Origin of the sequence: Streptomyces xylophagus (genome assembly GCF_000716435.1) — a bacterium.
GTDB lineage: Bacteria > Actinomycetota > Actinomycetes > Streptomycetales > Streptomycetaceae > Streptomyces > Streptomyces xylophagus.
Genome location: NZ_JNWO01000008.1, coordinates 88,145 through 110,499, shown reverse-complemented (window position 1 = coordinate 110,499; position 22,355 = coordinate 88,145). Strand labels below are relative to the sequence as shown.

Sequence of the window (22,355 nt, the reverse complement as noted above, 5' to 3'; positions counted from 1 at the left end):
CCGCGCATGGACTGGCACGAGTGGCACGACGCATACGACTCCCCCGACTCCTACCTCAGCAGGCGCCTGGCCATGGTCCAGGAACGCGTCCGGTACGCCCTCGACACCGCCCCGCCCGGCCCGCTCACCGCGATCAGCGTCTGCGCCGGACAGGGCCGTGACCTGATCGGCGTACTGGCCGACCATCCCCGCGGAGCCGAAGTCCGCGCCCGGCTGGTCGAGTTGGACGAACGGAACGTCGCCCACGCGACACAGGCCGCCCGCGCGGCCGGCCTTCCCGACGTCGAAGTGGTCGCCGAGGACGCCTCGTTGACGGATCAGTACGCCGACCTCGCACCCGCCGACCTCGTCCTCCTGTGCGGCGTCCTCGGCAACATCACCGACCCGGACGTCGAACGTCTCCTGGACCACTGCACCGCGTTGTGCCGGACCGGGGGCACGGTCGTCTGGACACGCAACCGCAAGGACCCGGACCTGGTCCCGCGGATCTGCGCCTGGCTGGAGGAGCGCGGCTTCGAGCGACTGTGGGTGTCGGATCCCGCGATCCCCGCGTCCGTCGGCGCCCACCGCTTCACCGGCGAGCCCCGCCAACTCCCGCCCGGACAGCGCATGTTCGACTTCATCGGCTACGACACCCTGTGGCGCACCTGAGTCACAGCTCCCGCTGCGCCTCGTACAGATTCCGCGGCCGTACGACATCCGTCGTGCCGTAGAGCTCCAGCCGGGAGTGCAGGTCGCCGGTGAAGTCGGGGACGTCGATCTGGTCGGACTCGGTGACCGTGTTGACGCCCACCGTCGCGCTGTACGGCGCCAGTTGGTCGATCTTCATCAGGCCCGCGCGGCCGTTCGTGACGCGGATGTTCCAGTGGGTGAAGCGGGCGCCGAACAGCGGTCCGGCGCTCGCGTCGCCGCCGTGGCGGCCGTTGTTGTTCACCGTGATGTCGGTGCGGACGTCGGCGAAGGGCAGTCCGCGGTGGCTGTCGAAGGTGCCCATGCGCATGTCGCCGCGCGACCAGACGTTGTACGACGACAGGCCCTCGACGTTGATGCCGTGGAGCTGGGTGTTCGCCGGCGCCGGGACCGTGCGCTCCTCGATCGTGAAGTCCTCGATGAGGTTGTCGTGCGAACCCTCGCGACAGAAGTAGGGGTGGTGCGAGCCACGGCCCGACACCGTCGTACCGCGCAGGGTGCACGCCGAGGCCGCCACCAGGCCGAAGCCGTTGTCGACATGACGGACCGTCACGTCGTCCACCCAGCAGTCGTACGCGCATTGGAGGACGACGCCGTTGTAGCCCTTGTCGAGGAGGTGCGGTTGCTGGGGGGTCTCGACGGCCTCCAGGGTGAGCCCTTCCACTCCCGAGCCCATCAACTCCTCTACATGGGTGGTGAATTGGGGGTTCCACTCGGGGCGGAGGTCGAGGGGCAGCGGGCGTTCGAGAGTCACCCTGCGGCCATGGACGTGTGCGATGCGGACGGGCCATTCGTAGGGGACGTACGACAGCAGCTTCGTCTTGTCGTCCCAGTAGTACGCCTCGGGGCCGGGGCCGCCGCCCGCCATGTGCTGGAGGAGGGTGTGGCCGGTGTCGTCGGCGAGGCGGAGCAACACCAGTTCGCCCGGCCTCAGTTGCGAGGCGTCCGCGACCGTCACCGTCCAGGAGCCCTGGCGGGCCGGCTCGATGGTCGTCAACTGCCGCCATTCGTCACGCTTGTTGCCGGTCCAGCCCTCGAAGGGCCAGGCCTTCGCCCTGATCGCGGCGACCAGTGAGTCCCAACGGGCCGTCGGGGCAAGCCAGATGAGGCCGCCCGCCCAGGACCAGGCCGACTTGTCGCCGCCGTAGCGGGAGCCGTAGACGCCGATGAGTTCGGTGAGGTTCTTGGTCGCCCAGAGCTTCGTACGGTCGCTGCCGGCGCCCCTGACCACCACGTTCGAGTGGCCGACGCGGATCACGTCGTCGATGCGGAAGGTGCCGGGCGGGATGAGCACCGTGCCACCGCCGGCCCTGCCGGCAGCGGCGATGGCACGGTTGATCGCGGGGGCGGAGTCGGTCGTGCCGTCCGCGACGGCGCCGTAGCGACGGACGTCGAGCACCCGGGAGTGGCGGGGGTGGCGCTGTGCGCCCGCCCGGCCGATGTAGGGGATCTGCGGGTGGGTGAAGGGGGTGCGGGTGAACTCCCGCCAGAGGGACGGGACTTGATCTTTCGATCCTTGCGATCCCCGTTTCGGCAAGGGGACCGCCAAGGCCAGCGTGCTTCCGAGCAGGGTTCGTCTGGTGAGACGGGTGTGGCTCATGTACGTACGTCCTCCCACGCGGCTCTTCATGGATGTGAACGACGTTCAGAAATGTGCTGGCGGTGAGCATGCCACGACGCCCGGTGGCAACGAAAGGGGTTGGTGCTAGATCAGTCGGTCGGCCGCTGGGTCAGATTCGTGAACGCGTCCAGATTCCGCGTCGACTCCCCGCGCGACACCCGCCACGCGTACTCCTTGCGGATCGCGGAGGCGAAGCCCAGTTCCAGGAGGGTGTTGAAGCTGCCGTCGGCGGCCTCCAGGACCTGGCCGAGGAGGCGGTCGATCTCGGCCTCGGTGACGGCGGACAGCGGCAGCCGGCCGGTGACGTACACGTCACCGAGCTGGTCGACGGCGTAACTCACGCCGTACAGCTTGAGGTTGCGCTCCAGGAGCCAGCGGTGGACGGCCGTCTCGTTCTCGTCGGGGTGACGGATGACGAAGGCGTTGAGCGAGAGGGAGTGGCGGCCGACGAGGAGGGAGAGGGTCGTCGACAGCTTGCGGGTGCCGGGGAGTTTGACGACGAACGTGCCGAACTCCGGGCTCTCCCAGTCGAGTTCGGCGCCCTTGAGGAAACCCTCGATGACCTGCGCCGCCCGGTCCTGATCCGCCGCTGCCTCACCCATGGTGCGAGCGTACGTGACGGCGGTGGGCCTGCGCGGCGGCCGTGTAGACGTCGGCCGTGGCGGCGGCGGCCGTGTCCCAGCCGAAGGACTGGGCGTGCCGGGCGGCGGCCTCGCCCATGCGGGGCGCGAGGTGCGGGTCGTCGGCGAGACGGCGCAGGACGTGGGCGTAGGCGACGGGATCGTGGCCCTGCACCAGGAAGCCGGTCTCGCCGTCGCGCACGGCGACCGGGAGGCCGCCGACCGAGGCCGCGAGCACCGGCGTACCGGCCGCCTGCGCCTCTATGGCGACCAGCCCGAAGGACTCGCTGTACGACGGCATGACCAGCACGGACGCGGCCCGGAACCAGTCCGCGAGCTGCTCCTGGCCGACCGGCGGCCGGAACCGTACGACATCCGCGATGCCCAGCCGCGCGGCCAGCTTCTGCAGGCCCTCGGGCTTGGCGAGCCCGCTGCCGCTGGGGCCGCCGACGACGGGGACGACGATGTTCGAGCGCAGCTCGGGCCGCTCGTCGAGGAGCACGGCGACCGCGCGCAGCAGAACGTCCGGCGCCTTCAGGGGCTGGATGCGGCCGGCGAAGAGCGGGATCAGGGCGTCCTGGGGGAGGCCGAGGCGGGCGCGGGCCGCCGCTCGGCCGTCCGCCGGGCGGAAGCGTTCGAGGTTCACGCCGGGGTGGACCACGGCGACCTTGGCGGGGTCTGCCGCGTAGTGCCGTACGAGTTCGTCGGCCTCCTCCGCCGTGTTGGCGATGAGGCGGTCGGCGGCGGCGACGATCTGGGTCTCGCCGATGACGCGGGCGGCGGGCTCGGGGGTGTCGCCGTCGGCCAGGCTGGCGTTCTTGACCTTGGCCATGGTGTGCATGGCGTGCACGAGGGGGACGCCCCAGCGCTGGGCGGCGAGCCAGCCGACGTGGCCGGAGAGCCAGTAGTGCGAGTGGACGAGGTCGTAGTAGCCGGGGCGGTGGCCGGCCCATGCCTGCATCACGCCGTGCGTGAACGCGCAGAGCTGGGCGGGGAGTTCCTCCTTGGCGAGACCTTCGTACGGGCCCGCGTCGACGTGCCGGACGAGGACGCCGGGGGCGAGCTCGACGGTCGGAGGGAGGACCGCCGTGGTCGCGCGCGTGAAGATCTCCACCTCGATGTTGATCGCGGCGAGGCGCTGCGCGAGCTCCACGATGTAGACGTTCATACCGCCGGCGTCGCCCGTGCCGGGCTGGTGCAGCGGTGACGTGTGCACGGACAGCATGGCGACACGACGGGGCTTACGGTGCAGCCGCAGCCGGGCGGACGCGGCCGGGGAACGCCGTCCGAGCCTGCTGGCGTACTGGCTCACGTGGCGCTCCTCCTTGCTGCGGGCATGCCTCAGGGAGGGTGTGCGGAGCCCTCCAAGGGGGTGCAACATCGGGGGGCGGGATTCTCATTCCGGCGCATGGGGATTTTACCGAGGCATTACCCCGTGTCGCTCAACCGTTCGAGGTGAAGGTGCGTTGGCCACGTCCGTTCAGGGCGTCAGCCCACGGGCGCCGTGGCGAAGGCGTGCCAGTACGCGGCCGCGCCGCCGGTCTGCTTGAGCAGCCGGGCCGGCTCGGGCGCGGCGGGCCATATCTGCAGCAGATACCGGTCGTCGGTCGCGGGCTCGTCGTCCTCCCGCACGTTCTTGCTCCGGCCGGCGTCCATGGCGATGGCGGAGTACCGCACGCGGTAGTCGCGCTCCTCCAGTCCCAGCTCCCACGAGTTCTTCCAGTTCCACTGCCGCAGCTTCGTCTCCTGCGACACCGGCCGGAACGGGACCTCGACGATCTCCTCCCACGTCTCGTCCACCTCAGGCCGGCTGTCGTGCAGCTCGGCGGTGAAGTCGACGCCGCCGATGTGCAGACCGGTCAGCAGAAGCAGCGTCCCGGCCGTCCCGCCCCCGCAGAGCCCGACGCCCTCCTGCCCGGCGAAGGCGTCGTACAGGTCGCATTCGTCCCCGCCGCTCTCCACGAACATCTGGCCGTAGTCGACGTGGACTTCGTCCGTGACAAGCACCTTCATCGGTCCCACCCTCACCTCGGCGACTTGATCTCCGATCCTGCCAGGCGGCACTGACAACGGGACGGGAAGCGACAGCTTCGGCCGGTGCCCGGTGCGCCGCCCCTCGTCCCGCGCCGCCTACCCTCGTAGGTATGACAGCCCGCGCGACCACCCGCCCCGTAGGAACGGTGACCCGCGGCACCACCAACCCCAACCGCCTGCGCCGTATGGACCGCTGGATCGTGGCGACGCACGGCGCGGAGTTCCGCCGGGCGGAGGATCCCGTCGCCGTCGACCTCGGGTACGGTGCCGCGCCCTGGACGGCCGTGGAACTGCTGCAGCGCCTCCGTACCGTCGCCCCGCACGCGCGCGTGGTCGGTGTCGAGATCGAACCGGCCCGGGTCGCGGCGGCGAAACCGTACGAGCGGGAGGGGCTGGTCTTCCGGCACGGCGGGTTCGAGGTGCCCGTCGCGCGGCGGCCGGTGTTGATCCGCGCGGCGAACGTGCTGCGGCAGTACGACGAGGCGCAGGTCGCCGAGGTCTGGGCGCGGTTGTGCGGGCGGCTCGCCCCGGCGTCGGAGCGTTCGCGGGGCGGGCTGCTCGTCGAGGGGACCTGTGACGAGATCGGGCGACGGCACGTGTGGGTCGCGCTGGGGCCGGAGGGGCCGCGCACCGTCACCTTCGCGACCCGGCTCGGTTCCCTGGAACGGCCGTCCGATCTCGCCGAGCGCCTCCCGAAGGCACTCATCCACCGCAATGTGCCCGGCGAACCGGTGCACTCCTTCCTCCGCGACTTCGACCGCGCGTGGGCCGCCGCCGCGCCCTACGCCTCCTACGGCGCCCGACAGCGCTGGATGCGGGCCGTGCGGGACCTCGCGGCCGACTGGCCGGTGACGGACGGGCCGGTGCGGTGGCGGCAGGGCGAAGTGACCGTGGCGTGGGGGGCGTTGGCCCCGCGCGGGTGAACCTCGGCGCGCCCGCGCCCCGTGCCGGGCGGTCGGGGAACGATCTCCGGCGGCCGTTCGTCACAACGGGCGGGGAGATCGCCACGACAGGTCGTGCCAGGTCACGACAGGTCATGACCTGGAAGGAAAGGGAAGAAGTACGGGAAGTACTACCTCTGTCGTTTTGTGTCCGGGCATGGCACGATCCCCCAGGCGTCCGTAAGTTACTGACGGTCAATCAGATGTGGATGTGGGGGCAGGGGTATGGGAGCGGGCAGGCGAGCCCTGATCACGACGGCCATCACGGTCGTCTGCGCGGTCACCGTACTCGCGGCACCCGGCACCGCCTTCGCGAGCCCGACGCCGACGTCCACGCCGACATCGACCCCTTCGGCGACCGCGTCCCCGACTCCCGTGACCAACAAGGACCTTGAGGCCGTACGCGAGAAGCTCGACGCGCTGTACCACGACGCCGCCGTCGCCACGGACGCCTACAACGCGGCCGAGGAGCAGTCCCAGAAGCAGTCCGCCGAGATCGTCGAGCTGGCCAAGAAGATCGTCAAGGGCCAGGAGAAGCTGGACGAGTTGAAGGACCGCGCCGGTGCTGCGGCCCGCGCCCAGTACCGCACGGGCGGGCTCCCGGACGAGGCGCAGCTGATGCTGAGCGACAACCCGCAGGAGTTCCTCGACGGTGCCGGGCGGGTGCTCCAGGGCGAGCGCGCCACCAAGGGCCTGATCGCGGAACTGACCCGCGCCCAGCAGGACTTGCGGCAGTACACCGCCGACGCCTCCGCGCAGTGGCAGCAGTTGGAGAAGAACCGCCAGGCCAAGGCCGCCGCCAAGAAGAAGGTCACGACCCAGATCGCGGCGGCCGAGAAGCTGGAGTCCCAGCTGGAGAAGCAGGAGAAGGAGCGCCTGGCCAAGCTGGAGCAGCAGGCCGCGCTGAAGGCACAGACCGCCTGGCTCGACTCCGGCGTCGTCAAGGACATCAGCACCAAGGCCTCCACCGAGGGCAAGGCGGCGGTGGCCTACGCGACGGCCCAGCTCGGCAAGCCGTACGAGTGGGGCGCCGAGGGCCCGAAGTCGTACGACTGCTCGGGGCTGACCTCGCAGGCCTGGGCGAGCGCCGGCGACCCGATCCCGCGCACCTCGCAGGAGCAGTGGAAGCAGCTGAAGCACGTCGACGTGAAGGACATGCGCCCCGGCGACCTGATCATCTACTTCGACGACGCCAGCCATGTCGCGATGTACATCGGCGACGGCGCGATCATCCACGCCCCGCGGCCGGGGCGGACGGTGACGATCGCGGGGGCGGGTTCGATGCCGATATTGGGTGTTGTGCGGCCGGATGCGTGATATGCCCGTATCGAGTCGGCGCCCCCGACCGCGTGACCTGGCACACGCCCCGTCCGCGCGAAACGCCCTCCGGGCGTGACCTTCGTCATCCCCGGGTAGCGGGCACCCTGCCCAACTGCGGTACGGATCACGGCATATGACACTGGCCGCCTGCCAAGCGACCTGCCTCACACCATTCCTTTACGGCGCCGACTACCGCTATGGTCCCCGTCGGTGGGTTGAGGTCCCTCGCCCCGCCGCCCTCGGGGGGAGGGAAGGAATCAGGACGATGCCCGCACCCATACCGCGGCAGAGAGCGATCCCGGCCGTGGAGAGTGGTCAGGCGCAGGCCGCAGTCGACAGCCCCTCCGGAGTCACGGAGGCCCCGCGCACGCAGGACACGGTCAACGACGACACGGTCACCGAGAACGGCAACAAGGCCGCCGACGAGCCGACCGACGCCACGCCGCGCCCGGCCGAAGCCACGCCCCGCGCTGCCCACGGCACCCCGGCCGGTCACCTCACCCTGCTGATGATCGAGGACGACCCCGGCGGTTCGCCGATCGTGCCCGAGCTGCTCGACCCGACCGGCAAGCCGATCCGGGTCCGCACCGCCCGCAACCTCACCGAGGCCGAGCGGCTGCTCACCGACGACGTCCACTGCATCCTGCTCGACCTCGCGCTGCCCGCCCCCGGCCGGTCCGTGGACGGCGCCGACGACGAGCTGGCCGTACTGAAGCACGTCCTGAGGATCGCGCCCCACCACGCCGTCCTCGCCCTCACCGCGTCCGGCGACACCGAGCGCGGCGCGGAAGCGGTCCGGGTCGGCGCCCAGGACTACCTCTTCCGCGACGAGCTGGACGGCCGGCTGCTCAGCCGCGCGATCCGCTACGCCGTGGCGAGGAAACGTTCCGACAGGGCGGAGCGCAAGCTCACCGAGTCCAAGCTGCGCGCCCAGGAGAACGCCCGCCTCGAACGCGGCCTCCTGCCCACACCCCTCCTCGAAGGCTCCCCGCTGCGCTTCGCCGCCCGCTACCGCCCCGGCCGCTCCCGCGCGCTGCTCGGCGGCGACTTCTACGACACCGTGCGCACCCCCGACGGCACCGTGCACGCCATGATCGGCGACGTCTGCGGCCACGGCCCCGACGAGGCCGCGCTCGGCGTGGAACTGCGCATCGCCTGGCGCGCGCTCACCCTCGCGGGCCTGTGCGGCGACCAACTCCTCGGCACGCTGCAACAGGTCCTGGAGCACGAGCGCGCCGACGACGAGATCTTCGCGACGCTCTGCACGGTCGACATCGCCCCCGACGGCCGCCGCGCGGGTCTGTGCCTCGCCGGCCACCCGTCCCCGCTGCTCGCCTGCCCCGGCCGCCCGGCCGAACTTCTCCCCTACGACAACAACGGCCCCGCCCTCGGCCTGCTCCCCGGCGCCCGCTGGCCCCGGATGCAGGTGGAACTGGGCGCCGAGTGGAGCCTGATGCTCTACACCGACGGCCTGATCGAGGGCCGGACCGGCGCGGGCCGCCGCGAACGGCTCGGCCAGGACGGCATGGTGGCCATGATCCGCCGCCAGCTCGCCGAGGGCCTGCGGGGCGAGGAACTGCTCCGCGCGGCGGTGAACGAGGTCCGCGACCTCAACGGCGGCGAGCTGACGGACGACGTGGCGGTGCTGATGCTGGACCGGGCGCCGTAGCCGTAGCCGTAGCCGTTACGGGGAACGCGGGGCGCCGCCGTCGCCGTAGGACTGGCGCCGCAGCTCCTCATGCGGCGGGGCACCCCGCCTGTCGTACGAGGTCAGCGGCCGCCGTTGTACGGGCCGTAGGGGCCGTCGCTGCTGGAGCCGCCTCTGCGGCTGCGGCCGCCGCCGGGGAGGCCGCGGAGGGCCGGGCGCACGTCGACCATGTACACGATGGTCGCGACGAGGCCGATGATCGGCAGGAACGACAGGATGTTGAAGATCAGGTTCACCACGAAGGCGAGCCCGAGGACGATCAGCCAGAACGGCTTGGTCTTCTTGTCAGCCGCGCGATAGGCGTCCTCGCGGCGCGTGGCCGCGTCGACCAGCGCGAAGCCGCTGAAAACGATCAGGGCGGTACTCAACAACCACATGAACCCCGTGAAGCCCTGCATCAGCACTACGTCCACCACCCGACTCGACTCGTCCGTACGCGGTCACCGTACCCGCAACAGGATCCCCGCTACCCGAAGAACGGGCCGGGCACTCATGGAGTGCCCGGCCCGTCACTGATCACCCGTTCGTGTCACTTCGCGGGCGGCGTGGTCTTCTTCGCGGTGGTCTTGCGGGCCGGAGCCTTCTTCGCGACGGGCTTCTTCGCCGGCGCGGGCGCGGCAGCGGCGGGAGCCGGGGCGGGCTCGTCGGCCTTCACGACGACGGGCTCGGCAGCGGGCGCGGGGTCGGGCTCGACCGCGACGGCCAGTTCCTCGATCTCGTCGGCGGCCTCGCCGCGCCAGGTGCGCACGGCCTGCTCGCCGTGCTCGGCGACCTTCTCGTACGTCTCACGGGCCTTGACGGCGTACTCGGCGGCGACACCGACACCGCGCAGCGCGAAGTCCTGGGCGGACTCGCCGAACTTCTTCAGGTCGGCGTCGAACGTGCTGCCGAGCTTCTTGAGGTCGCCGTCGAGGCTGGTGATGAAGTCATTGACCTTGGTCTGGAAGGTCTCCTGCGCCTCCTTGGCCTTGGCACCGGCCTCCTTGGCACGGGCCGCGGCCTTCTCCTGCACGGCCTTCGGGTCGGTGCCGCGCACGGCGTCGATCCGGGCCGGAGCCTCGGCACGCAGCTGCTCGACCAGGCCGGGAACCTTCTTGGCCTGCTGGAGCGCGAGGTCGGCGGTACCGGCGGCGAAGTAGAGGGGGGTGGGGTCGCTCAGGGTCTTGCGCAGGTCATCGGTGATGGCCATGGTGATGGTCCTTCCCGGTTGCTATCAGCTGAGGGTTTTTGTTGCTTCCGCGATGAGCGGACAGGCGGTGTCGTCAACAGGCTGTGTCGTCGTCAACCGGCCGTCTGCTCCTGCGGGTCGGCGTCGCTGCCGTCGGCACCGTCGCTCACGTCAGGACCGCTCTCATCGCCCCCGTCGGCGATCTCGAATCCGTTCTCCTTGCGGAAGGACTCGTAGATCTGAAGCAGCACCTGCTTCTGCCGCTCGGTGAGCGTGGGATCGGCGAGGATGACCGCACGTGTCTCGACCTCGTCCCGGTCCCGCTCGGCGTCGAGGATGCCGGCCCGCACGTACAGCGTCTCGGCGGAGATCCGCAGCGCCTTGGCTACCTGCTGCAACACCTCCGCGCTCGGCTTGCGCAGCCCGCGCTCGATCTGGCTCAGATACGGATTCGACACCCCGGCGGCGTCGGCGAGCTGCCGCAGTGACAGCTGCGCGTTGCGCCGCTGTTCACGCAGATACTCACCGAGATTGCCGACGTTGAGCGTTGCCATGCCCCCACCTTGCACCACCCGCGCTAACTATTGCAAGCACCTGCTTGCAAAAGTGCGCCACGCCACTCGCTGTGACCGGGTGCGGACGGCAGAGGCTGCGGTCAGGTTGCGGTCAGGACGGCTGGACTTGGTCGAAGACGGCGAGGGCTTCGGCGGGGTCCGGGCTCACCAGGCGTTCCAGACCGGCCGTCGTGATCTCCGCCCACCTGCCGGCGCGTGCCCACATCCGTTCCTCGAAGGCGCGGACGGTCTCGTCGAGATCCCCTCCGGGACCGGTGGCGGTGGCGGTGGCGGCGATGGTGGCGATGGCCTCGGCGAGTTCGGCGCCTTCCAGCATCGCGAGGTTCGCGCCCACCCCCAGTGGGGGCATCAGGTGGGCGGCGTCGCCCAGGAGCGTCGCTCCGGAGACGTGGGGCCAGGTGTGGGACACGGGCAGGACGTGGAAGGGGCGGTGGACGAACGCGGTGCCGTGGCGGAGGAGGTCGAGGACGGGAGCGGCCCAGCCGTCGAACAGGGCCAGCAGACTCGATCGCACGGCCTCGGCGTCGGCCAGGTCCAGATGCGCGTGCCAGTCCAGCGGCGCGCGGAATTTCGTGTACACCTTCACGTGGCCGCCGCTGTTGCGCTGGGCGACGAGGCTTCGGTTCACGCCGTACACGGCCACGGAACCGTCGCCGATCAGCCGGGCGAGGTCGGGATGCCGGGTGTCGACGTCGTCGAGGGAGGTCTCGACCGAGGTGACGCCGGTGTAGTGCGGCACCACCGACGAGAGTGCCGGGCGGACCCGGGACCATGCGCCGTCCGCGCCGACCACGAGGTCGTACGTCTCCTGTCGCCCGTCCGCGAAATCGACCCGTACGCCGTCCCGGGCCCCCGGCACCACCCGCGTCACGCCCCGCCCCCACCGGACGTCGAGAGGGCCGAGCAGCAGGTCACGGAGTTGCCCGCGGTCGATCTCGGGATTGGCCCGGTCGTCCGGACGGGGTCGCCAGTCGCGCAGGACGGTCCCGTCCACGTCCAGGATGCGCATCGCCTGCCCCTCGGGGCGCGACAGCTCCTGGAACTCCGCCAGCAACCCCGCCTTGTCGAGGGCGAGTTGGCCCAGCCCTTCGCGCAGGTCCAGCGTGCCGCCCGGGGGACGGGCGTCGGGGCCGGGGTCGCGTTCGAGGACGGTGACGGGGTGGTCGTACCGGTGCAGGACGCGGGCGAAGGTCAGACCGGCAGGACCGCCCCCGACGACTGCGATGCGATGCCTGGCGACGTGAGGTTTGGCGATGCGATGGTTGGCGATGCGATGTCTCATGTCGATACATTGTATTTTCTCAATACGCTGTATCGCAACAGTGCGAGGGGACGATGCGACGATGAGGCCATGACTGTGTGGGACCGGCCGGAGCCGCCGACTCGCCCCGTGCCGCTCGACCGGGAGCGGATCGTCGCCGCCGCCGTCGCGCTGGCCGACGAGGGCGGGCTGGAGGCGGTGTCGTTGCGCAAGGTCGCCGCCCGGCTGGACGCCGGCCCGATGCGGCTGTACGGATACATCTCCACCAAGGAGGAGCTGTTCGACCTCATGGTGGACGAGGTCCAGGCCGAGATCCTCCCCGAGGAGCAACCCGGTGACTGGCGGGAGGCGCTGCGCGTCCTCGCCCACCGCACCAGGCAGGCAGCCCTCCGCCACGAATGGCTGGCCGACCTGCTCGGCGGCCGTCCGACCCTGGGCCCGAACGGCCTCGCCGTCACCGAGGCCACGCTGGCCGCGCTCGACGGCCTCGCCGACATCGACACCGTCATGCGCGCCGTGGAGACCGTCAGCGCCTACTTCACCGGCGCGATCAGACGCGAGATCGCGAACCTGCGCGCCGAGCGCGCCACGGGCCTGACCAAGCTCGACTGGCAGCGCGCCTCCGGCCCGCATGTGACGCGAATGCTGGCCACGGGCCGCTTCCCGGCGCTGGCCAAGGCGGTGTACGACGGCACGGACGTGGACGCCGAGACGTCCTTCGCGACCGGCCTGGACTGGGTCCTCGACGCCGTCGCCGCCAGACTCACCGGGCCGGCGGCCTGACGTTCGGCTCGGCTCAACCGGCCGCGAGCACCGCCCGGCAGTCCGACCAGGCGGGTTCGCTCAGCAAGGGCCGGAATCGGGTGAACAGGGCGAGGAGTTCGGGCCCCCGCTTCTCGCGGAAGGCGGGGTCGACGCGGGCGAGGTCGAGTTCGTTGGCGGCGGACAACTCGGCGAAGTCCCGGCGCAGTTGGGGCTCCGGGATACGGGCACGGCCGGTGAACCGGTCCTGGAAGGTGCCGTCGACATCCGCGAGGGTCGGATAGGTGGCCTTCCGGTCGCACGACGCGTAGACGTACACGAGGTCTTCCGCCTCGACGCCGATCACCGCCGCGAGTTCGTCACGGCGATCCAGGGACAGCAGAGCGACGGGGAAGCCGTCGGTGCCGTAGAACGCATGGCAGAGGCCCGCGAGTTGGAGGGCCGGGCGGGCGTCCCATGCGGCGAGTTGCTCTTGGACGCGCTGGAGGTGGGCGAGGAGTGTGCCGCCCGGGTGCGCGGTCTCCGCGGCGCCGAGCTCGCGCAGGAGCGCGACGGCCCGGCCGACGGCGGGAGGGGGAGCAGGCACGGGGCGAGGTCCTTACGTCGCTATGTCACTTGAGGTCGGCACCCGTCCGCGCCTTCGCCTGTGGTCCGGACACTGCGAAGGCGCGGACGGGTTGCCGCCGGGGCCCTGCACCGAGTCTTCCTGGACCTCGTAACCCCAGTCAATCCTATGGATTTCTAGCCAACTCCAAGCTGTAGCTTGGGGGTTATGACTTTGGAGGATCTACGCGTCTTCGTGGCCGTGTGCAGGGCGGGGAGCCTCAGTGCCGTCGCCCGGGAGTTGGGCTGCACGCAGTCGGCGGTGAGCCAGCATGTGAAGCGGTTGGAGCGGGAGGCAGGTGTGAGCCTCCTGGAGCGTCAGCCGCGAGGCGTCGTGCCGACAGACGCCGGGCGCGTCCTGCGCGATGCCGCCTCGGACAGCATCGCCGGACTGGATCTGGCACTACGGCGTCTCGGCGACCTCGTCAACGGCGACAGCGGCTCCGTCCGCGTCACCACAGGCGGAACGACCGTGCGGCACTTCATGTCCGAGGCCATCGTCGACTTCCGCCGGCGCCACCCGAAGGTCAGCCTGGAGTTTCGGACGGAGACCTCCAGCCGTGACTGCTTCGACGCCCTCACCGCCGGCAACCTGGACCTCGCCTGGGTCACGATCTCCGGCCCGGTGCGCGGTATCGAGCAGCGCCCCGTCGTCGCCCTGCCCTGGGTACTGGCCGTCCGCACCGACGATCCGCTCGCGACCCGGCCCCGCATCGACACGGCCGAACTCACCGACATCAGCCTCATCCGACTCCCCCAGAACTCCACCTCGGGCGCCCACCTCGACGCCGCGTTCGCCCAACTCGGTGTCCGGAGCAGCTCCGACACCAGCGTCGCCGACTGGGACACCGCCCTCCTGCTGGCAGAACTCGGCCTCGGCCACGCCGTCGTACCCGTCCTGCCCGGCCGGCAGATACCCGACGACGGCCCCCTGCGTCTCGTCCCCCTCCCCGACCTGCCCCCGCTCCCGGTCGGCTGGGCCGTCCGCCGCTGGGACGCCCTCACCCCACTCGCCCGGGCGTTCGCCGACACGGTCGCCCGCAGTTGTACGGGCGGTCGGGCGGGGCAGTCGTAGGGAGATGGCGGCGAACCGAGCAACGCAGCCCGCGTGTCAGACCGCCCCTCCACTCTCCCCTGCGGCACGCCCGGACACCCGGGTCTCATCGGGGTGATCAGCACCGATCACGCCTGGGGACCTGCCGAGATCAGCGGCAACGCCGTTCGCGATCTCGCGGCCCTCCACAAGCGGGAGATGCTGCCCTGGGACGAGTGGGGCCGGACGACCGAGGCCTACGAGGGCAGCACCGGCCCCGACTACGACCGGCTCAGCGACACCGTCGCCGACACCTGCGCCGGAGACGACCCGACGGCTCTGGCTCGGCTGTTCACCGACGAGGACTTGCTGGTCCCGCAGCACATGATCACCTGAGGTCCACGGCGTCCACCGCATCCACCCCTTCCCCTGTCCCCCGTTCCCGCTTCTCCACGACCCGCGCACCGCTAGCGTCGTATCCCATGATCGTATGGCTCAACGGCACGCACGGCGCGGGCAAGACGACGACCAGCGCACTCGTGCAGCAACTGATCCCGGATTCAAGGGTGTTCGATGCCGAGAAGGTCGGTGTGACGCTCATGGACATCACGCCACCTCTGCCGTCGACGGGCAACTTCCAGGACTGGCCGCCGTGGCGCCCGCTCGTCGTCGAGACCGCCCGCCGCGTGCTCGACTACACCGGCGGCACCCTGGTGATGCCGATGACCGTCCTGGTCGAGCAGTACTGGCGCGAGATCAGCGCGGGCCTGGCCCAACACTCCATCCCGGTACGGCACTTCGTCCTGCACGCCGACCAGGCCACCCTCCGCGGACGCATCGAGGGGGACACCGTCATGGGCCCCTCCTCATTCCGCCTCCGCTACCTCGAGCCCTACGCCGAGGCGGCCCGCACATGGCTGCACAGCGAGGCCGAGGTCGTCGACACCACCCACCTGACGCCTGCGCAGGCCGCCCTGCGGATCGCGGAAGCGGTCAAGAGCTGAGACCCGCCCCCACGTCGACCACGCCACCGACGCATCACAGACCAGCGCGTCATGCGGCGTGGTCGATGAGGGAAACGTCGGACGCCAGAGCCCGGGCGGTGTCGGCGAAGTACTGCTCGTCGGCATCAGGGGCGAGGCCCAGCGTGACGCCCTGGCTGAGGCCGACGAACAGTGCCCTGAGTGCGGTGGTCAGACGGTGCGCCTGATGTGACGTCACGACGCTCCCGTTGTGCGACCTGCCGGTGAACAGCGCGATCAGGTGGTCCTCCTGCGCCCGGACGGACGTGGCGAGTTGGGACCCCAGGTCCGGGTCGTGCAGAGCCATGTCCAGCAAGGTGATCTGGAGCGACAGGCGCGGCAGCGCGTCGGGGGCATCACAACTGCGCCTGTAGTGCCGAGCGAAGACATCGACCGCTTCCAACAGATCCAGTCCGGCTGGGACTTCCTTCTCGATCTCTTCGTAGTACGGCCGCAGATAGTCGGCGACCAAGGCGACCACCAGGCCGTTCTTGCTCCCGAACAGCGAGTAGACGGCGCCGGTGGTCAGTCCGGCGCGTTCGGCGATCTCGTCGAGCTTGGCCCGGTACCCGTCCCGGGACACGACCTGGAACGCGGCGTCCAGCAAGGCTCGGCGGTTGCGTTCCCTGGCCTCCGCTCTCGTCATTCTCATAGTTTGATTATTACCGTAATCTGATTACGGAACCAGCCGAACGTCCGGCGCACTTCAGGGAGGAACACGCATGACCCAGATCGCGGCACGGCCAGTGACACCCTGGACGGTGGGGATCATCGCCGACGGCGCCTTCAAGGTGTTGCTCGCCGCTGTCTACGTCGTCGGTTCCGCCCCGCTGGGCCGACTGCTCGGCGTGCCCGTCTGGCTGATGGTCGTCGCCGGCGTGACCCTGCTGATCGGGGGCGGGATCGAGATCGGATATGTGCGCAGCCGATCGATGCGCACCTACACGCGCCTCATGGTCGCTTACGACAGCGGCTGGGTACTGACGGCTCTCGCCGGCGTCCTGATGGCGTGGCAGGGTGGCACCGCCGGGGGTGAGGTGTGGATCGGGTACCAGGCAGCGGCCCCGGTCGTGTTCGCCGCGCTGCTGGCCGCCGCCACCTCCACGCAGACGGCCTCGGACCTGAAATCCCGTTCAGAATGCGCTGGTTGACCACTCCCAGCAGCACAGGGAGACGCGCGCCCGCCTGGTCGCCGTAGTGATCGCGCTCACCCGCACCATCACGAAAAAGGCAAGCGCTCCGGGCGAAAGTCCGCCAGCAGCTCGTCCCTCTCCCCGCTGAGGATCTCCGAAGCGAGCAGCCGTCCGATCACCGGCCCGAGCGTGATGCCGCTGTGGGAGACGGCCTCGTAGTAGCCGGGCACGGACGGCACCGCTCCCACCGAGGGGAATCCGTCGGCCGGGATCGGCCGGTTGACCACCCGTGTCTGTGCGATGCGGGAGGTGTCGAGCTCGGGGACGACGCGCCGCGCCAACTCGTGGAGCAGCCGCGCGAGTTGGGCCGGCTCGTCGCCGGCGTCGATGAGCGCACCTGGGTCGGTAAGGGCGCCCGCGTCGACGGGCGCGTCCGCGTCGATGAGCGCGTCGATCTCCCGGCTATGGAGAACCATCGAGGCGTCTCCGTCAGGCCGGATCTCTATGTGCGGTGCGTGCATGACCCGGTGAATCGGGACCCGCGCACAGTCGATCCGGGTGACGACCCCGGGTTCCCGGCGCATCGGCAGGTGTCGTCCGACGAGGCCGGCGACGTGGGAGGCGCTGGGGCCCGCCGCGTTCACGACGACGTCGACGTCGAGGCGGCTCCCGTCGGACAGGGCGACGGTCCGGATGCTTCCGTCGGAACCGGTGTCGATGCCAACGACACCGGTGCCGAACCGGAGTTGGGCCCCGAACGCGACGGCCTGGTCGACGAGACGGCCGACGAGATGACGTCCGTGCACCCAGGCTTCGTCGGGGTAGAACACGACGGGAGCCTCGTCGGGCAGCGTGAGGGCGGGTTCGAGGCGGCGGCGCACCTCGGCCCCCGTGTGCACCTCGACCCGGTAGTCCCAGCCGGCCAGCAGCTCGACCGTCTCCAGGAGCTTCGCTTCCGCCGCGGGATCGTCCGTCCAGCGCAGATGGCCGCTGGGATGCCACCAGGAATCCGGCCCGATGACGCCGGCGAGTTCGCGGTGCGCCGCCAGGCCCGCGACGTTCAGGTCGAAGTAGGCCTTGCTGACGGTCTTGTTGCTGGCGTTGGCCCACGAGAAGGACCAGTTGGTGACGCCTTCACCCGGCCGGCCCGCGTCGACGAGGACCACCTCGGCACCGCGCCGGGCCAGATTCCAGCCCACGCTCGCCCCAAGGACACCCACTCCGACGACAGCAACACGCCCAGGCCGCTTCCCGGACCCGATCCTCACGAACGCCCCCTGTCCCCACTCACCTGTCCCAGATCACCGGCCAACTCCCGCTTCCAGCATGCGAGTACGAGGGACGGTCAGGAAACCCCACCCCCGCTCCCCCCGTTCCACGCCCCCAACTTGTCCGGATTGACCACCAGCCACAGCTCGGTGATCAACCCGCCCCGCACCTCCATCGCCAGCACGGCGAGCGTCGTCCCGCCCATCCGCACCGCCACCCCGGGCATGCCGTTGACGTCGTCCTCGACGAGTTCCACCTCGGGTTCCCGGCGCATGAGGCCGAGGAAGAGGCGGGCCACCTTGTCGCGACCGACGACCGGTCGCAGAGCCGCCCGCACCTTGCCGCCGCCGTCGCTGCGCGACTCGACATCGGGGTCGAGGAGGGCGACGAGCGTGTCGAGGTCCCCGGTCTCGCAGGCCCCGCGGAACGCGGAGACGACACGGCCGTGCTCCTCCGCCGTAGCGCTGCCGGGTGCCCGGTGGGCCAGTCGTCGGCGTGCGGAGGAGGCGAGTTGGCGACAGGCGGCCGGCGTACGGCCCACCGTCTCGGCGATCTCCGTGAACGGCATGCCGAACACGTCGTGGAGGACGAAGGCGACGCGCTCCGCGGGAGTGATCGAGTCGAGCAGCACCAGCATCCCCATGCTGACCGACTCGTCGAGGGTGATCCGGTCGGCGGGATCGTCCGCGCCCGCACTCCCCGTACTGGTCCACCCGGCACCGTGCCGCACCGGCTCCGGCAGCCACTCCCCGGTGTACCGCTCCCGCCGGGCCCGCGCCGAGCCCAGCTGGTCGAGGCAGATCCGCGAGGCGACCCGGGTCAGCCACGCCATCGGCACGTCGATCGCCCGCTGCGCCTCCTCGGACAGGGCGTACCAACGGGCGTACGTCTCCTGTACGACGTCTTCGGCGTCCTGCACCGAACCGAGCATCCGGTAACCGAGGTTGAGTAGTCGGCGGCGCTCGGCCATGAGGGAACCGAGGGTGGGATCGCCGCCCGGTCCGGACGGTGGCGATGACGGTGGCGGTGACGGTGACGGGGGTGTGGGCACGCCGGCGATCATCCTCTCCGCCCGTCCCCGCCCGCGCTCCCGCCACTCACCCCATGCTGCACACGCTGCACATGCTGCGCGAGCCATGCGTCGAACGTCTGACCGCCCCGCGGCCCGACCGCCCCGGCGACCGGCAACTGCCCGTCCCCCGTCATCGCCGCCCCGACCGCCCCCGGCATCCGCACCGGCAGCACCAGCCGCCGCTCGTGCCGGGCCCGCAGCAACCGCCGCACCATGTCGACGAGTTGCTCGACGCGCGGCCCGGCGAGGTCCGGGGCCATTCCTTGAGCAGGGCCCAGCGCAAGCTTCACCAGATGCTGAGCGACCTCACCCGCCGCAACCGGCTGGGTCCGCATCCTCGGCACCACCGCGAGGGGTTTCGGCACCCGGTCGAGGGTCTGCTCCGCGAACTCGTGGAACTGCGTCGCGCGCAGCACCGACCACGGCACCGGGCCGCCCCTCACCACGTCCTCCTGGCGGAGTTTGCCCCGGTAGTAGCCGAGGCCGACCCGGTCGATGCCGACGATCGACAGCACCACGTGATGTCGTACGCCGGCCCGAGCGCCCGCGTCCAGCAGGTTGCGGCCGACGGCGTCGAAGAACGCGACCGCCTTCCGCGCGCTCGTGGTCGTCACGTTGCTCACGTCGACGACAGCGTCCACACCGTCCAGGGCCGCGTCGAGCCCGGCGCCGCCCGCGACGAGGTCCACGCCCCGCGACCGGCTCAGCACCACCGGTTCCTGCCCGGCCGCGACCAGCTCCTCGACCACGTACCGGCCGACCAGCCCGGTACCGCCCGCCACCGCCACCCGCATGCCGACCCTCTCCTTCATCGGGGATCACCGTGCCGACCGGACGAGCCGGACGAGGCCGACACCGGGACCAGCAGCCCCGCCGCCAGCAGCACGAGCACGGCCAGGAACACCACGTTCAGCACCTGGTCACGGGTCCCGTACATGTCGAGATGCTGCACGTGATAGCTGAAGTGCAGCACGTTGAAGACCAGCCACACCGCACCCGTCGTCTGCACCAGCCTGGTGTTCCGCACCTGGCGCAGCGCGACGAGCGTGAGGACGGCCAGCGCGAGGAACATCGCCCCCGCGTCCTTGGCGAGGTGCTCGTTGTAGGGCCCCAGTTGGGGCAGCCAACTCAGTCCGAGCCCGGGGAAGTTCGCGTACCACCCCGCCGGCGAGAAATAGGCCCAGCCACCCGTGTACAGCCCGACCACGGCCAGGAGACCGAGACTGCCGTATCGCATTCTTGTGCCCAGACCTGCCACACCTGCCACGCCCGCCGTCATGCCTGCATCTGTCGTACCCGTACCTGTACCTGTATCTGTCATACCTGTACGACGACACAGCCCCCGCGGATGTCAGGGCGAGCGTCGGGCGGGCGCCTCACGCACCATGAACACGTCCACCGGATCCTCGGCCTCGACGACGAACCCGTACCGCTCGTACAACCGCCGCGCCGGACTCCCCCGCAGCACATTCAGCCGTACGACGGCGACACCGTCCCGGTCGCACCGCTCCAGCAGCTCCCGCAGCACACCGGAACCGATCCCTCCGCCCTGAAGACGCGCGGCCAGATAGAAATGCTCCAGCCAGTGGCAACGGCCGTCCGCGTCCGGCCGTAGCGCCACGCACCCGGCGAACTCCCCGCCCACCTCGATCACCCACGTGCACGCCGGCTCGAACCCGTCACGCAACCGCTGCCGCACCCGTCGCGCGTCGTACCGCCCGAGCCGCTCCAGATCGCCCCGCAGCACGACGGCACGCAGCTCGGCGATCGCCTCGACGTCCGCCGCCGACGCGGGCCGCATCTCCCAGTCCGCCATGATCGGCACGCTACCGCGCGGAATTCGGTGGAACCCGGGCGCCCCCGCTGCTGGAATGAGGCGATGGAGGACGACGCATCGGCGATCCTGGACCGGGGCCAGTACGAGGACGCCAAAACGCCCTGGGATCAAGCGACTTGGCGGGACGCGGCCCTGGGCTGGGCCGGCCGCGAGCTCGCGTCGAGGGGCCTGCGCGAGGCAGGCAGACGGGGTGTGCGACTACGCCCGTGGTCGGTCCTGGTCCGAATCCCCGTGGAAGCCCCTGGCGCTTCCACCGCTTCCACCGCCCCAACTGCCGTATGGCTGAAGGCAAATCCGCCCGGGAGCGCCTTCGAGGCCCCGCTCACCGCCGCACTCGCCCGCTGGGTGCCGGAGTACGTCCTGGAACCTCTCGCCGTGGACGCCGACCGCGGCTGGTCGTTGCTCCCCGACGGCGGCGAACTCTTCTGGCAGGTCCTCAACCGCGGCCCCGCCGACCCCCGCGCCTGGGAAGAACCACTGCGCCAGTACGCCACGATGCAGCGCACGCTCGTCCCGTACACCAAGGACCTGGAACAACTCGGCGTTCCCAGCGCCCGCACCACGGCGCTCCCCGAAGTCTTCGACCGGACAGTGGAGTTCATCCGCTCCGTCCTCACGGACAACACCACGCCGCTACGACAGCCCGACCCCGCGCAGCTGTCCGCCCTACGCCCGCGCCTGCTCAACTGGTGCGAAGAACTTGCCGAGTTGGGCATCCCCGACTCGCTCGACCACTCCGACCTGCACGACGGCCAACTGTTCAACCCGGAGCCCGGTCGCTTCACCTTCTTCGACTGGGGCGACGCGGCCGTCTCGCACCCGTTCTGCAGCTTCCTGGTCCCCGCCGGCCGCATCACCGACCGCTACGGCCCCGAAGCGCTGCCCCGCCTCCGGGACGCCTACCTGGAACCCTGGACCGGAGACGGCCGCACCACCGCGGAACTGCGCCGCGCCCTGAGCCTCGCGGGACGGCTCGGCGCCATCGGCCGCGCGGTCTCCTGGGGCCGGCACTTCCCGGGCGCGTCCGACGCGACACGTGCGGCGGGCGCGACGGCGAGCGCGGAGTGGCTGCTGGAGCTGGCGTCCGACGAGCCCCCGTTCTGAAGGATCCCAAAAGAAGTCACCCTCAACTACCCACCCTCGCCTACCGGTTGACCGCCAACCACGCCTCCATGGCATCGAAGTCCGCACCCGTCACCCCGTACCGATGATCGACGCGCTGCAACAGAGCCCGCTCGGGATGATGGGCGGCCACCCAGTCGCGATCGGCGTCCCCGATCTCGTCGTCCACCCACACGAAGGCCCGCCCGGCGGCCCAGGCGACGAGCGGCCGGGTCTTCCAGTGCAGGCCACCCCCCAAGCCCCCCTCAGCGGGATCGGGCCAGTCCACCAAGGGGAGTTGGGGCAACCCGAGCCAGGGCGCGACGCACGTGTTCGCGTCGTCCATCCAGGTCGTCGCCCACACCAACTCGCACCGCAGCGCGGTGAGTCGAGGCCCGAGCGAGGGGTCGATCCGGGTCAGCAGCGGTGGGGCGGCGACCGTGGGCGGCGCGAAGCGCGGCGCGTACACCGGGTAGGACCGCGACGCGCCGAAGGGAATCAACGTCCCGTCGACATCGAGAAAGAGAAGCATCAGACCCCTTCGCCTACGCCACGCAGCTCCCGCAAGCCACGCGACTCGGGCGC

26 protein-coding genes are annotated in these 22,355 nt (G+C 70.8%); 10 read left to right on the top strand and 16 right to left on the bottom strand.

The window, feature by feature from the left end:
- The first annotated feature begins 6 nt into the window (after window positions 1-6).
- Window positions 7-651 carry a methyltransferase domain-containing protein gene (locus OO70_RS20530; protein WP_043673211.1) on the top strand — a complete coding sequence of 215 codons (645 nt, stop codon included), beginning with the start codon at window positions 7-9 and terminating at the stop codon, window positions 649-651.
- Window position 652: 1 nt separating this feature from the next.
- Here OO70_RS20530 and OO70_RS20525 read toward each other — a convergent pair whose 3' ends face one another.
- From OO70_RS20525 to OO70_RS20510, 4 genes are all read right to left on the bottom strand, one after another.
- Entirely contained in the window at window positions 653-2,290 is a 1,638-nt protein-coding gene (locus tag OO70_RS20525) for a glycosyl hydrolase family 28-related protein (protein ID WP_043673208.1), read from the bottom strand.
- A 110-nt stretch (window positions 2,291-2,400) separates the two neighbouring features.
- Window positions 2,401-2,913: a type III secretion system chaperone family protein gene (locus OO70_RS20520; protein WP_043673205.1), complete on the bottom strand. Its 513-nt coding sequence runs from the start codon at window positions 2,911-2,913 to the stop codon at window positions 2,401-2,403.
- The gene (gene mshA, locus OO70_RS20515) at window positions 2,906-4,243 is read right to left on the bottom strand and encodes a D-inositol-3-phosphate glycosyltransferase (protein ID WP_043673202.1); all 1,338 of its coding nucleotides are present in this window, start codon (window positions 4,241-4,243) and stop codon (window positions 2,906-2,908) included. Before mshA ends, OO70_RS20520 begins: the two co-directional genes overlap by 8 nt.
- A gap of 176 nt (window positions 4,244-4,419) precedes the next feature.
- The gene (locus OO70_RS20510; protein WP_043673199.1) at window positions 4,420-4,944 is read right to left on the bottom strand and encodes a hypothetical protein; all 525 of its coding nucleotides are present in this window, start codon (window positions 4,942-4,944) and stop codon (window positions 4,420-4,422) included.
- Between the two features lie 131 nt (window positions 4,945-5,075).
- On the opposite strand from OO70_RS20510, the gene OO70_RS20505 reads away from it, so the two are divergent.
- The 3 genes from OO70_RS20505 (at window position 5,076) to OO70_RS20495 (ending at window position 8,895) form a co-directional block, all read left to right on the top strand.
- Window positions 5,076-5,888, top strand: coding sequence for a class I SAM-dependent methyltransferase (locus tag OO70_RS20505; protein WP_051741445.1), 813 nt, complete (start codon window positions 5,076-5,078; stop codon window positions 5,886-5,888).
- A gap of 243 nt (window positions 5,889-6,131) precedes the next feature.
- Window positions 6,132-7,223: a C40 family peptidase gene (locus tag OO70_RS20500; protein ID WP_043673193.1), complete on the top strand. Its 1,092-nt coding sequence runs from the start codon at window positions 6,132-6,134 to the stop codon at window positions 7,221-7,223.
- A gap of 268 nt (window positions 7,224-7,491) precedes the next feature.
- On the top strand, window positions 7,492-8,895 hold the full coding sequence (locus tag OO70_RS20495) for a PP2C family protein-serine/threonine phosphatase (protein WP_043673188.1): 1,404 nt from the start codon (window positions 7,492-7,494) through the stop codon (window positions 8,893-8,895).
- Window positions 8,896-8,996: 101 nt separating this feature from the next.
- On the opposite strand, the gene OO70_RS20490 is transcribed toward OO70_RS20495, so the two are convergent.
- The 4 genes from OO70_RS20490 to OO70_RS20475 form a co-directional block, all read right to left on the bottom strand.
- On the bottom strand, window positions 8,997-9,332 hold the full coding sequence (locus OO70_RS20490) for a DUF2516 family protein (RefSeq protein ID WP_078651503.1): 336 nt from the start codon (window positions 9,330-9,332) through the stop codon (window positions 8,997-8,999).
- Window positions 9,333-9,463: 131 nt separating this feature from the next.
- A complete protein-coding gene (locus tag OO70_RS20485; protein WP_043673184.1) occupies window positions 9,464-10,123 on the bottom strand; it encodes a hypothetical protein in 660 nt (219 codons plus the stop codon).
- A gap of 92 nt (window positions 10,124-10,215) precedes the next feature.
- Complete coding sequence (locus OO70_RS20480) at window positions 10,216-10,656, bottom strand: helix-turn-helix domain-containing protein (protein WP_043673181.1); 441 nt, start codon at window positions 10,654-10,656, stop codon at window positions 10,216-10,218.
- Window positions 10,657-10,768: 112 nt separating this feature from the next.
- On the bottom strand, window positions 10,769-11,959 hold the full coding sequence (locus tag OO70_RS20475; RefSeq protein ID WP_051741443.1) for an FAD-dependent oxidoreductase: 1,191 nt from the start codon (window positions 11,957-11,959) through the stop codon (window positions 10,769-10,771).
- 69 nt (window positions 11,960-12,028) lie between these two features.
- Here OO70_RS20475 and OO70_RS20470 point away from each other — a divergent pair, with 69 nt between their 5' ends.
- Window positions 12,029-12,721, top strand: coding sequence for a TetR/AcrR family transcriptional regulator (locus OO70_RS20470; protein ID WP_043673178.1), 693 nt, complete (start codon window positions 12,029-12,031; stop codon window positions 12,719-12,721).
- 13 nt (window positions 12,722-12,734) lie between these two features.
- On the opposite strand, the gene OO70_RS20465 is transcribed toward OO70_RS20470, so the two are convergent.
- Complete coding sequence (locus OO70_RS20465; protein ID WP_043673175.1) at window positions 12,735-13,286, bottom strand: DUF6817 domain-containing protein; 552 nt, start codon at window positions 13,284-13,286, stop codon at window positions 12,735-12,737.
- A 186-nt stretch (window positions 13,287-13,472) separates the two neighbouring features.
- On the opposite strand from OO70_RS20465, the gene OO70_RS20460 reads away from it, so the two are divergent.
- The 3 genes from OO70_RS20460 to OO70_RS20450 all read left to right on the top strand — a co-directional run bounded on the left by OO70_RS20460 (window position 13,473) and on the right by OO70_RS20450 (window position 15,340).
- Window positions 13,473-14,378: a LysR family transcriptional regulator gene (locus OO70_RS20460; protein WP_043673173.1), complete on the top strand. Its 906-nt coding sequence runs from the start codon at window positions 13,473-13,475 to the stop codon at window positions 14,376-14,378.
- 33 nt (window positions 14,379-14,411) lie between these two features.
- Window positions 14,412-14,732 carry a hypothetical protein gene (locus OO70_RS20455; RefSeq protein ID WP_199827357.1) on the top strand — a complete coding sequence of 107 codons (321 nt, stop codon included), beginning with the start codon at window positions 14,412-14,414 and terminating at the stop codon, window positions 14,730-14,732.
- A gap of 86 nt (window positions 14,733-14,818) precedes the next feature.
- On the top strand, window positions 14,819-15,340 hold the full coding sequence (locus OO70_RS20450; protein WP_043673172.1) for an ATP-binding protein: 522 nt from the start codon (window positions 14,819-14,821) through the stop codon (window positions 15,338-15,340).
- 49 nt (window positions 15,341-15,389) lie between these two features.
- Here the strand turns inward: OO70_RS20450 and OO70_RS20445 are convergent, their stop codons facing one another.
- Window positions 15,390-16,004, bottom strand: coding sequence for a TetR/AcrR family transcriptional regulator (locus tag OO70_RS20445; RefSeq protein ID WP_043673170.1), 615 nt, complete (start codon window positions 16,002-16,004; stop codon window positions 15,390-15,392).
- 76 nt (window positions 16,005-16,080) lie between these two features.
- Here OO70_RS20445 and OO70_RS20440 point away from each other — a divergent pair, with 76 nt between their 5' ends.
- On the top strand, window positions 16,081-16,509 hold the full coding sequence (locus OO70_RS20440) for a hypothetical protein (protein ID WP_051741441.1): 429 nt from the start codon (window positions 16,081-16,083) through the stop codon (window positions 16,507-16,509).
- A 68-nt stretch (window positions 16,510-16,577) separates the two neighbouring features.
- On the opposite strand, the gene OO70_RS20435 is transcribed toward OO70_RS20440, so the two are convergent.
- The 5 genes from OO70_RS20435 to OO70_RS20415 form a co-directional block, all read right to left on the bottom strand.
- Window positions 16,578-17,759 (bottom strand): NAD(P)/FAD-dependent oxidoreductase, encoded by a 1,182-nt coding sequence (locus OO70_RS20435; protein WP_267881224.1) that lies wholly within the window; start codon window positions 17,757-17,759, stop codon window positions 16,578-16,580.
- A gap of 77 nt (window positions 17,760-17,836) precedes the next feature.
- A complete protein-coding gene (sigJ, locus tag OO70_RS20430) occupies window positions 17,837-18,730 on the bottom strand; it encodes an RNA polymerase sigma factor SigJ (RefSeq protein WP_043673163.1) in 894 nt (297 codons plus the stop codon).
- An 89-nt stretch (window positions 18,731-18,819) separates the two neighbouring features.
- Window positions 18,820-19,644, bottom strand: a complete 825-nt coding sequence (locus tag OO70_RS20425; RefSeq protein ID WP_234336891.1) for an SDR family oxidoreductase — start codon at window positions 19,642-19,644, stop codon at window positions 18,820-18,822.
- Window positions 19,641-20,069 (bottom strand): hypothetical protein, encoded by a 429-nt coding sequence (locus tag OO70_RS20420; protein ID WP_043673160.1) that lies wholly within the window; start codon window positions 20,067-20,069, stop codon window positions 19,641-19,643. The genes OO70_RS20425 and OO70_RS20420 overlap by 4 nt, the downstream gene beginning before the upstream one ends.
- 114 nt (window positions 20,070-20,183) lie before the next feature.
- On the bottom strand, window positions 20,184-20,648 hold the full coding sequence (locus OO70_RS20415) for a GNAT family N-acetyltransferase (protein WP_043673951.1): 465 nt from the start codon (window positions 20,646-20,648) through the stop codon (window positions 20,184-20,186).
- Window positions 20,649-20,711: 63 nt separating this feature from the next.
- Between OO70_RS20415 and OO70_RS20410 the strand changes: the two genes are divergently transcribed.
- Window positions 20,712-21,773 carry a phosphotransferase gene (locus OO70_RS20410; protein ID WP_106971717.1) on the top strand — a complete coding sequence of 354 codons (1,062 nt, stop codon included), beginning with the start codon at window positions 20,712-20,714 and terminating at the stop codon, window positions 21,771-21,773.
- A gap of 40 nt (window positions 21,774-21,813) precedes the next feature.
- Here OO70_RS20410 and OO70_RS20405 read toward each other — a convergent pair whose 3' ends face one another.
- Window positions 21,814-22,302, bottom strand: a complete 489-nt coding sequence (locus OO70_RS20405; protein ID WP_043673157.1) for an HAD domain-containing protein — start codon at window positions 22,300-22,302, stop codon at window positions 21,814-21,816.
- Window positions 22,303-22,355 lie beyond the last annotated feature (53 nt).